This is a genomic window from Mesorhizobium sp. M2A.F.Ca.ET.037.01.1.1 (assembly GCF_003998075.1).
In the GTDB taxonomy this organism is placed as follows: Bacteria; Pseudomonadota; Alphaproteobacteria; order Rhizobiales; family Rhizobiaceae; genus Mesorhizobium.
On sequence record NZ_RZSA01000165.1, the window covers coordinates 1 to 8,953 of the forward strand.

Consider the following 8,953-nt stretch of genomic DNA (forward strand, 5'->3'; position numbering starts at 1 on the left):
GTCCTTCACCTATGCGCTGACCGCGGCCGTTATGGCGACGCGGTTTGCCGGCGCGCCGCAATTCGATCCACGCACGCCCGAGCAGGGCCTGAGCGGCGACCAGATGAAGGCGCTGCAGACCAAGCTCGAAGCCAAGGGTTACGATGTCGGCACTGTCGACGGCATCCTGGGCACCAACACGCGCGAAGCAATCCGCAAGGAGCAGACGCGGCTTGGCCTGCCCGTGGATGGCTGGCCGACGCCGGAGTTGTTGGCGAAATTGTAGGCAGTAGGCAGTAGGCAGTAGGCAGTAGGCAGTAGGCAGTAGGCAGTAGGCGAAAATCCATTTGGGACCACAGGCTGTAAAGTCCTATTCACTACTGCCTACTGCCTAATCCGCCATCGTCTCCAGGCTCGCGAACCCCTGCGGCGCGTCGCCTTCGTCGAACGGCGTCGTCACCTCCACGAATGTGTCGGGGTAAAAGCCGTTGAAGCGGGTCCTCAGCGACAGCGAGTAGGCGCCGATATGGCCGATCTCGATCCAGTCGCCGGTGTCGACCGTTTCCGGCAGCCAGAACGGCCTGGACAGGATGTCGACGGAATCGCAGGTCGCGCCGCAGACCTTGAACGGCACGATGTTTTTCTCGTCGCCATTACGCGTGCGGATCGCCGGATCGGGGATGAAGCGGGCCGGCAGGGTGATCTTGCCGGTCCATGAATCCGACAGCGACGCCCAGATGCCGTCATTGATGTAGAGCCGCTTGCCCTTGCGCAGCAGCACCCGCACGATCAGGGACAGGCAGCGCGCCACGATCACGCGTCCGGGCTCGGCCACCAGCGGCATCTGGTCGAACTGATACTCCGTCAGGTCGCCGGCAAGCCGCGACATCAGCTGGCCGAGCGAAGGCATCTCGACCTGCTTGCGGTTTGGATCGTGGCCGTATTCGGCGGGGAAACCGCCGCCGACATCGAGCCCGGCAATGTCGAAGGTCAGGCGATTGCGCACCCAGTCGGCCGAGGCCAGCGCCCGCTCATAGGTGTCGGGATCCTCGATCTGGCTGCCGACATGGAAGCAGAGGCCAACCTTGTAGCCGGTCCGGTTCAGCCGCTCGGCAAGCTCGACCGCATTGGCCGGCCCGGCGCCGAATTTCTTCGACAATTCGTAAGCCGCATGGCCCTTGGTCTGGATGCGCACGAAGACGGTGATGGCGCCCGGGTCGATATCGAGCGCCCGCACGACGCGCGTCAGCTTGGTGATCTCGTCCTCATGGTCGAGCGAGATCACCCGGATGCCGTATTTCTCCAGCGCCAGCTTGATATCCGACTGCGCCTTGACCGGGTGCATGTAGAGCATCTCGGCATCCGCCGAGACGGCGCGCACGGCCGCGAATTCTCCCGGCGAAGCGACGTCGAAGGTGCTGACGCCGGATTCCACCAATGTCTTCAGCACGATCTGCTCACCATTGGTCTTCACCGCATAGGCGGTCTTGCCGGGAAACATGCCCATGAACTGCAGGGCATCCGCCTTCAGCACCTGCGGGCGGAAACAGTAGACCGGATCGTCGGGACGAAGCGCCAGTGCCGCATCGCGGGCATTTTCGAATCGCTGCATGGACGAATCCTCGGGGCTGGAGCGCGCACAATTAATCCTAGCTAGCCGCCAAAGAAAACAGTTCTGTGTCTGGCGACCCGACGCGGCCGGTTGCACATTTTGCCAAAGCTAAACCACCAGTCAGGTTTCGGGTGGCCCTTGCCGGCGAGCGCATTTATCGGTTGGTGAGGTGTGAAGCCGAGATTGCGATCGGCCTGGGGAGGAACAGGACATGTCGATTACGGCCGCCGCCGCGCCGACGCGCGGACCGATGACACTCAAGGATTGGGGGCAGCTTCTTCTGCTCGGCGCAATCTGGGGCGGCTCGTTCTTCTTTGCCCGCATTGCAGTGTCCGAGATCCACCCGCTTGCGCTGGTGCTGTTCCGCGTCGCCATCGCCGCCATCGCACTTCAGCTCTATCTGGCGGTCCGCGGCCCCTCGTTCCGGCTCGCCTTCCCGCATGCCGGCCTGTTCTTCCTGCTGGCGCTCACCAACAATGTCGTGCCCTTCTCGCTGATCTTCGCCGGCCAGACTAAGCTCGGCGCCGGCGTCGCCTCGGTGCTCAACGCCACCACGCCGTTCTGGACGCTGATCCTGGCCAATGCGCTCACCACCGATGAGAAACTGTCCTGGAACAAGCTGGCCGGCATCGCGCTCGGTGTCGCCGGCACCGCGGTGATGATCGGTCCGGGCCTTGTTGCCGGACTCGGCGGGCCGGTCTGGGCCAAATTCGCGCTGATCGGCGCTTCGGTATCCTATGCGATCGCCTTGATGATCGCGCGCCGCTTCAAGGGCGTGCCATCGCCAGTCATCGCCACCGGGCAGCTGACCGCCTCGACCATCATCATGATCCCCATCGTGCTCATTGCCTATGGGCCGACGGGCTCGTTGTCGGCCTCGCAGCCGGTCTGGGCCGCGGTGCTGGGCCTGGCGCTTTTGTCTACCGCCTTCGCCTATATCCTCTATTTCAACCTCGTCGCCTCGGCCGGCGCCACCAATGCCTCGCTGGTCACCTTGATCGTCCCGGCCAGCGCGGTGTTGCTCGGTTTCCTCTTCCTCGGCGAGCGGCTGGCGCTGTTCGAGATCGGCGGCATGACGCTGATCGGATTGGGCCTCATCACCATCGACGGACGGCTGTTCGGCAAATGGTAGCGCTGTCATGCCACACCGCCGCCACAATTTATTCACAACGGCGAAGCCGGCTTTTGCCGAAGAGTTTCAACGGCTAACGGCAAATCCCGGGTCGCAAATTCCACAATCATGTCGCATTGCAGCACGTTTTCCGCTTGCCTGTGGCCCAAATGCCCCTAGACTCCTGCCATAGCTCTGAAGAGGAGGCTATGGCATGGGACTGACGAGGCCGATCAACGCTTTGATGATTTGTGCCGCATTCGCATTCATCGGTGCCCTGATCATAGGTGTTCTTCCCTGACCCGCCAAAGAGGGAAGACCAAGCACCGAGAATAGTCCAACAGTTCGAAAAGGCCGGGTTTCCACCCGGCCTTTTCCATTTCCGCCGACCTCAGGCCGCGGCCGACCCGGTCGCCTCCGCCTCATGCGAGCGGATGCCGATCATGTGGCAGACGGCAAAGACGAGGTCGGCACGGTTCATCGTGTAGAAATGGAAATCGCCGACGCCGCGCTCGACGAGGTCGAGCACCTGCTCGGCCGCCACGGCCGAGGCCACCAGCGCATGCGTCTGCGGGTCGTTCTCCAGCCCTTCGAAGCGCTCGGCGAGCCATGCCGGCACCAGCGCGCCGCAGCGCGAGGAGAAATTGGCGACCTGGGTGAAATTATGCACCGGCAGGATGCCCGGCACGATCGGGATATAGATGCCGGCGCGGCGCGCCCGCTCGACATAGCGCTCGTAAAGATCGTTGTCGAAGAAGAACTGGGTGATCGCCCGCGTCGCGCCATTGTCGACCTTGCGCTTCAGCATGTCGATGTCGGTGGCGAAATCCGGGCTCTCCGGATGCTTTTCCGGATAGGCCGAGACCGAGATGTCGAAATCGCCGACGCTCTTCAGCGCCCCTACCAGTTCGGCGCCATTGGCGTAGCCGTCCGGATGCGGGCGATAAGAGGTTCCGACGCCTGCGGCCGGATCGCCGCGCAGCGCAACGAAACGGGTGACGCCGAAGTCGACGAACTCGCGGATGACCGTGTCGACCTGATCGCGCGCGGCGTCGACGCAGGTCATATGCGCCGCCGGCGTCAGCGTCGTCTCGTTGAGGATGCGCTTGACCGTGCGCGCCGTGCGCTCGCGGGTCGAGCCGCCCGCGCCGTAGGTCACCGAGACGAATTCCGGCTTGAGCGGCTCCAGCCTTGTGACCGTATCCCACAACCTTGCTTCCATCTCGTCGGTCTTCGGTGGAAAGAACTCGAACGAGACGCTGACCTTCTCGCCTATGTCGGGGCGACGGGAAAAGCGGAACTGGTTCATCAGGCTGTTTCCCTCACTGGCAAGGAATCGTTGGACGGGTCTGCGATCTGCAGGCGGCGGTCGCGGCCGAGCCAGAGCTTGACGGTGAGCCTTGCCTCGTTGCCGCCGCGCGGCTCGAATTCCTGGCTGTCCTCGAGGTCGAGGCCGGCCTCCGCGAACCAATCGGACATCTGCCGGTCGGAGAAGCCCAGCCGCATATGCGCATGCTGGTCGCGCAGGAATTCGAGATTATGCGGCGCGAAGTCGACGACGATCAGCCGGCCCGATGGCCTGAGCAGCCGCGCCGCTTCGGCGATGGCGCGGGCGGGATCGTCGAGATAATGCAGCACCTGGTGGATGGTGACGAGATCGAAGGCGTTGCGCTCGACCGGCGGCGAGAAGATATCGCCCTGACGCACCTGCGCATTGGCAATGCCGGCCTTGTCGAGATTGGCGCGCGCGACCGTCAGCATCTCGCGCGACATGTCGATGCCGACACCGCGCCGATAGAGCGGCGCGAAGATTTCGAGCAGCCGGCCCGTGCCGGTGCCGAGGTCGAGCATCGACTGGAACGGCCGCTTGCCGACAAGCTTGATGAGCGCCGCTTCGACCGCGCGGTCCGGCACATGCAGCGAGCGGATATGATCCCAGCTCGCGGCGTTCTCGGAGAAATACTCGGCGGCCCGGTCCTGCCGCTTGCGCTTCACCGCCGCCAGCCGCTCCAGATCGCGCACCACCTGCGGATCGGCCTCGCTGATGCCGGAGACCAGACGCTGCACGAAATCGCGCGAATTATCCGTATCGGTCAGCCGGAAGAAGGCCCAGGACCCTTCCTGGTAGCGGCCGATCAGCCCGGCATCGAGCAGCAGCTTCAGATGGCGCGAGACGCGGGGCTGCGACTGTCCGAGTATCTCGGTGAGGTCGGAGACGGTGAGATCGCCGCGCGAAAGCAGCACCAGGATGCGCAGCCGGCTGGATTCGGCCGCCGCCTTCAATGTATCTACCATTGTGTCGAGCGAGACATGCATGAGCGGGCTCTCGTTGAAAGATATAAAGATATGTTTATGTCGATTTCGAAACCTTGGCAAGCGCTATGTCGCTTCCGGACAAGAAAATGGCGCAGCCGTGATCCGCGCCTGGCAGACGGTTCTTGCGCGGAGTGAAGAGCATGTTCGAGACGCGTGAAGGTGAAACGCTTCTTGCGGCCGATCCGGCGGAGTTGCGGCCGGACGGCCATGTCGTCTTTATCGGACGCATCGTCTCGCCCTGGACGAGGCGCGAGGATTGCCCCAAGAACATGCGCGCCGCCCGCGAATCCGGGCGGGCCGCGACAGTCCTGATCGACGAGCCCTATCGCCCGGGGCTGCGAAACCTGGAACGCGCCAGCCACATGGTCATCCTGTCCTGGCTCCATCACGCGCCGCGAAATCTGATCGTGCAGAAACCGCGCCATGCGGCTGAATCGAAAGGCGTTTTCTCGCTGCGCTCCCCTGCCCGGCCGAATCCTGTCGGCCTGCATGTGGCGAAGCTCGTCACGCTCGACATCGAGGGCGGACGGATCGGGATCGACGCCATCGACGTGCTCGACGGCACGCCGGTCATCGACATCAAGCCCTATTACGCTTCAACCGATGCCTTTCCCGAAGCGACCATCGCCGGACGCAACGACAAATGAGCGCCCCCACCGGCCGCCGCCGCGCCATCGCCAAGGCGCTGACAGCGCTTCTTCCGCTCGCGCCTTATGCCGACATGGAAAAGATCCGCGTCGATGCCGGTTCGGTGCACATGAAGACCTTGCCGCCAACGATCGCGGTGTGGCTGGCCACCATCGCCCATGTCCGCCATGCCCACACCGATTACGAGAAGCTGCTCGCCGAAGGCTATGACCGGGATTCGGCGCGTTTCTTCGTTATCGATGAGACCAATGCGGTGCTCACCCGCTGGCGCGCGACAAGGCTGCTCGAGGAAGACGACGAGGATGAGTGAGGCCAAGCGGCGCCTTCTGCCTGGCTCTACTTCATCCGCAACCGGACGCTAGTCTGCCTTGCCGACGATCGAGGGAGGAATGAAATGAGCCAGGCAGCCGCCACGCCAGCCAACCGGTTACCCTTTCTCTCCCCACGCCACATCGACCCGCATGCCTATCCCGACGGCGTCGCCTTCCTCGACGGGCAATATCTGCCGATGTCCCAGGCCAAAATCTCGGTGCTGGACTGGGGATTTCTGCATTCCGACGCCACCTACGACACGGTCCATGTCTGGGACGGCCGCTTCTTCCGCCTCGACCTGCATCTCGACCGATTCTTCGGCGGGCTGGAGAAGCTGCGCATGACGATCCCGTTCGATCGCGACGGCGTTGCGGAGATCCTGCACAATTGCGTCGCGCTGTCGGGCCATCGCGCGGCTTATGTCGAGATGCTGTGCACGCGCGGCGCCTCGCCGACCTTCAGCCGCGACCCGCGCCAGGCGATCAACCGGTTCATGGCCTTCGCCGTCCCCTTCGGCTCGGTCGCCAATGCCGAGCAGTTGCGGAGCGGCCTTCATGTCGCGATCAGCGACAAGGTGCGCATTCCGCCGGCCTCGATCGACCCCTCGATCAAGAACTACCATTGGCTCGATCTGGTTCGTGGCCTTTACGATGCCTATGACCGTGGCGCCGACACCGCGCTGATCCTCGACTTCAACGGCAATGTCGCCGAAGGCCCGGGCTTCAACGTCTTTTGCGTCACGGACGGCAGGCTCACGACGCCGGCCGTCGGCGTGTTGCCCGGCATCACGCGCCGCACCGTGTTTGACCTGTGCGCTGAAATCGGTCTCGCCGTCACAGCCGAAGCGGTCAGCGTCGCCGCTCTCAAAGGCGCCGACGAGGTCTTCATCACCTCGACCGCCGGCGGCATCATGCCGGTCACCACGATCGACGGCGCGCCGGTCGCCGGCGGCAAGGTCGGTCCGATCACCGAGCGGTTGATGGCGCTCTACTGGAAAAGGCATGAGGATCCCGCCTGGTCAAGTGCGGTGCGTTATCCCTGACCCACGGATTATTTCTCGGAACGCATCTGGAAAAACGCCGGCAGCGCCGTACATGCCGTAAGCGGAGATTCCTCCGCTTATCCTCCGAGAGAATTCACGGCCCTCCAAGGGCAAGGAATACACATCATGACAAGCAAGGTTTGGTTCATCACCGGATCGTCGAAGGGCTTTGGCCGCGTCTGGGCCGAGGCCGCGCTCGCCCGCGGCGATCGCGTCGCCGCCACAGCCCGCGATGCCGGCACGCTCGCCGATCTCGTCGAGAAATATGGCGACAACATCGCCGCCCTGAAGCTCGACGTCACCGACAAACGGGCGGTCGACGCCGCGATCGCCGAAGCGCACAAGCGCTTCGGCCGGCTCGACGTCGTCATCAACAATGCCGGCTACGGCCATTTCGGCGCCGTCGAGGAGGTCACCGAGCAGGAGGCGCGCGACCAGATCGAGACCAACGTCTTCGGCGCGCTCTGGGTCACCCAGGCGGCGCTGCCCATCATGCGCGCGCAGCGTTCCGGCCACATCATCCAGATTTCGTCGATCGGCGGCGTCAACGCCTTCGCCTCGATCGGCCTCTACCACGCCTCGAAATGGGCGCTGGAAGCCTTCAGCCAGTCGCTCAGCCAGGAGGTCGCCCAGTTCGGTATCCACGTGACCCTGGTCGAGCCGGGCGGCTTCTCCACGGACTGGGCCGGACCGTCGGCCAAGGTTTCCAAGCCGATGGACATCTATCAGCCGGTCCGCGCGGCGATGGCCGAGCGCCGCAGCCGTTCCGTCGCCGGCGATCCGCAAGCGACCGGCCCGGCAATGCTGGCGATCGTCGATGCCGCCGAGCCGCCGCTCAGGGTCTTCTTCGGCGATGGCGGCCTGCCGATGATCCGGCAGGAATACGCCAACCGCATCGCCATGTGGGAAAAATGGGACCATGTCTCGGTGATGGCGCAAGGCGCCAACAAGAACCGGAAAGGCTAAAACTCTTTCGGCCGGGCCTAAACCGGCCGAGGTATGCTGAGATTCAGGTCAGGGCGAGTTGAGAACGGTGGGTTCCGAGAACCGGAGCGGAGCGTACTTTTGGGTACGTGAGCACCGGAAGCACAGGAAACCGCCGTTCGCAGGCCGGCCTCACCTGAATATCAGCATGCCTCAGCGGTAGATCCACTGCTCGGGCACCCGCACCGAGATCTCCTCGCCGGCCCTGATGACGCCCGGCTTCTCGACCCAGGCGACGAGGCCGCGCAGCCGTTTCGCCTCCTTGGGAAAGAGCAGCGCGGTGGCATCGGTATCCGCGGCGCCGACATGCTCGGCGATCGACTGTCCGGCAAAGCGGCACGGCTTGTTCTGGCCATCGACCTTGAGCGTCACGCCACCCTTGAAGAACATCAGCGAACCGGCCGGCAGCATTGACAGATGCGGCACGCCTTCGACCACGAGATTGGCGCCGATCCACTCCGACTTGATCTCCGCGAGGCCCATGCGCCGCGCGACAATGGCAAGTTCATCGGCGGCGGCCAGCGACAATTGCCGCTCGTTGCGCATCTCGGTGCCGCGCGGATACCAGGGCTCGCGCCCGCCCGAACGCCGCGTTGCCCCGGCATGGAAGTCGCCTGCGATACCGTCGAAGCCAAGCCGCAGTTCCTCGACCGCCCTCGTCTCGAAATGATCGTGCGGAGCTGCATAGAGCGCCGCTGCTTTGGCAGCGAGCTTGCGGCCCGGCACGATGTCAACCATCGGTTCTGCCATGGGAAAAAGTTCCAGGTTCGTTTCCTGCATGCCGCTGGTCTAAAGGTGCCGAAGAATGCGGTCCAGTCGAAAGCGCTGATGATCCGATCACGCCGCTTGATGGCGATCACGACGTTATTACCAAAAAACGCTGCCACCGCCGCACCACACGTCGCATTGCCGCCGCGACGCCCCCATAAATGATGGCGCAATCGGGAGG

General features: G+C 63.9%; 10 protein-coding genes. 6 read left to right on the forward strand and 4 right to left on the reverse strand.

The annotated features are described in order from the left end of the window. The coding region (locus EOA27_RS10955; protein ID WP_145970319.1) for a peptidoglycan-binding domain-containing protein at positions 1-265 on the forward strand (265 nt) is incomplete at its 5' end. A gap of 105 nt (positions 266-370) precedes the next feature. Here EOA27_RS10955 and EOA27_RS10960 read toward each other — a convergent pair. Continuing rightward, positions 371-1,591, reverse strand: coding sequence for an alanine racemase (locus EOA27_RS10960; RefSeq protein WP_126081976.1), 1,221 nt, complete (start codon positions 1,589-1,591; stop codon positions 371-373). Between the two features lie 211 nt (positions 1,592-1,802). On the opposite strand from EOA27_RS10960, the gene EOA27_RS10965 reads away from it, so the two are divergent. Beyond that, complete coding sequence (locus EOA27_RS10965; RefSeq protein ID WP_126081975.1) at positions 1,803-2,723, forward strand: DMT family transporter; 921 nt, start codon at positions 1,803-1,805, stop codon at positions 2,721-2,723. Between the two features lie 370 nt (positions 2,724-3,093). Here the strand turns inward: EOA27_RS10965 and metF are convergent, their stop codons facing one another. Both metF and EOA27_RS10975 read right to left on the reverse strand, forming a co-directional pair. Then, complete coding sequence (gene metF, locus EOA27_RS10970; protein WP_126060063.1) at positions 3,094-4,011, reverse strand: methylenetetrahydrofolate reductase [NAD(P)H]; 918 nt, start codon at positions 4,009-4,011, stop codon at positions 3,094-3,096. After that, positions 4,011-5,018 (reverse strand): metalloregulator ArsR/SmtB family transcription factor, encoded by a 1,008-nt coding sequence (locus tag EOA27_RS10975; RefSeq protein ID WP_126060062.1) that lies wholly within the window; start codon positions 5,016-5,018, stop codon positions 4,011-4,013. The genes metF and EOA27_RS10975 overlap by 1 nt, the downstream gene beginning before the upstream one ends. Positions 5,019-5,158: 140 nt before the next feature. Here EOA27_RS10975 and tsaA point away from each other — a divergent pair, with 140 nt between their 5' ends. The 4 genes from tsaA (at position 5,159) to EOA27_RS10995 (ending at position 7,986) form a co-directional block, all read left to right on the forward strand. Further along, positions 5,159-5,665, forward strand: a complete 507-nt coding sequence (gene tsaA / locus EOA27_RS10980; RefSeq protein WP_127256145.1) for a tRNA (N6-threonylcarbamoyladenosine(37)-N6)-methyltransferase TrmO — start codon at positions 5,159-5,161, stop codon at positions 5,663-5,665. Next, complete coding sequence (locus EOA27_RS10985; RefSeq protein WP_126081973.1) at positions 5,662-5,976, forward strand: DUF2293 domain-containing protein; 315 nt, start codon at positions 5,662-5,664, stop codon at positions 5,974-5,976. Before tsaA ends, EOA27_RS10985 begins: the two co-directional genes overlap by 4 nt. Positions 5,977-6,060: 84 nt before the next feature. Further along, positions 6,061-7,020 carry a D-amino acid aminotransferase gene (locus EOA27_RS10990; RefSeq protein ID WP_126081972.1) on the forward strand — a complete coding sequence of 320 codons (960 nt, stop codon included), beginning with the start codon at positions 6,061-6,063 and terminating at the stop codon, positions 7,018-7,020. A gap of 126 nt (positions 7,021-7,146) precedes the next feature. Then, entirely contained in the window at positions 7,147-7,986 is an 840-nt protein-coding gene (locus tag EOA27_RS10995) for an SDR family oxidoreductase (protein WP_126081971.1), read from the forward strand. Positions 7,987-8,157: 171 nt separating this feature from the next. On the opposite strand, the gene EOA27_RS11000 is transcribed toward EOA27_RS10995, so the two are convergent. Beyond that, positions 8,158-8,784 (reverse strand): MOSC domain-containing protein, encoded by a 627-nt coding sequence (locus EOA27_RS11000; RefSeq protein ID WP_126081970.1) that lies wholly within the window; start codon positions 8,782-8,784, stop codon positions 8,158-8,160. Positions 8,785-8,953: the final 169 nt, after the last annotated feature.

Excerpts from the sequence above, each read along its gene's own strand:
- EOA27_RS10960 (WP_126081976.1), bottom strand. The coding sequence starts at position 1,591 with ATGCAGCGATTCGAAAATGCCCGCGATGCGGCACTGGCGCTTCGTCCC.
- EOA27_RS10965 (WP_126081975.1), top strand. The coding sequence starts at position 1,803 with ATGTCGATTACGGCCGCCGCCGCGCCGACGCGCGGACCGATGACACTC.
- metF (WP_126060063.1), bottom strand. The coding sequence starts at position 4,011 with ATGAACCAGTTCCGCTTTTCCCGTCGCCCCGACATAGGCGAGAAGGTC.
- EOA27_RS10975 (WP_126060062.1), bottom strand. The coding sequence starts at position 5,018 with ATGCATGTCTCGCTCGACACAATGGTAGATACATTGAAGGCGGCGGCC.
- tsaA (WP_127256145.1), top strand. The coding sequence starts at position 5,159 with ATGTTCGAGACGCGTGAAGGTGAAACGCTTCTTGCGGCCGATCCGGCG.
- EOA27_RS10985 (WP_126081973.1), top strand. The coding sequence starts at position 5,662 with ATGAGCGCCCCCACCGGCCGCCGCCGCGCCATCGCCAAGGCGCTGACA.
- EOA27_RS10990 (WP_126081972.1), top strand. The coding sequence starts at position 6,061 with ATGAGCCAGGCAGCCGCCACGCCAGCCAACCGGTTACCCTTTCTCTCC.
- EOA27_RS10995 (WP_126081971.1), top strand. The coding sequence starts at position 7,147 with ATGACAAGCAAGGTTTGGTTCATCACCGGATCGTCGAAGGGCTTTGGC.
- EOA27_RS11000 (WP_126081970.1), bottom strand. The coding sequence starts at position 8,784 with ATGCAGGAAACGAACCTGGAACTTTTTCCCATGGCAGAACCGATGGTT.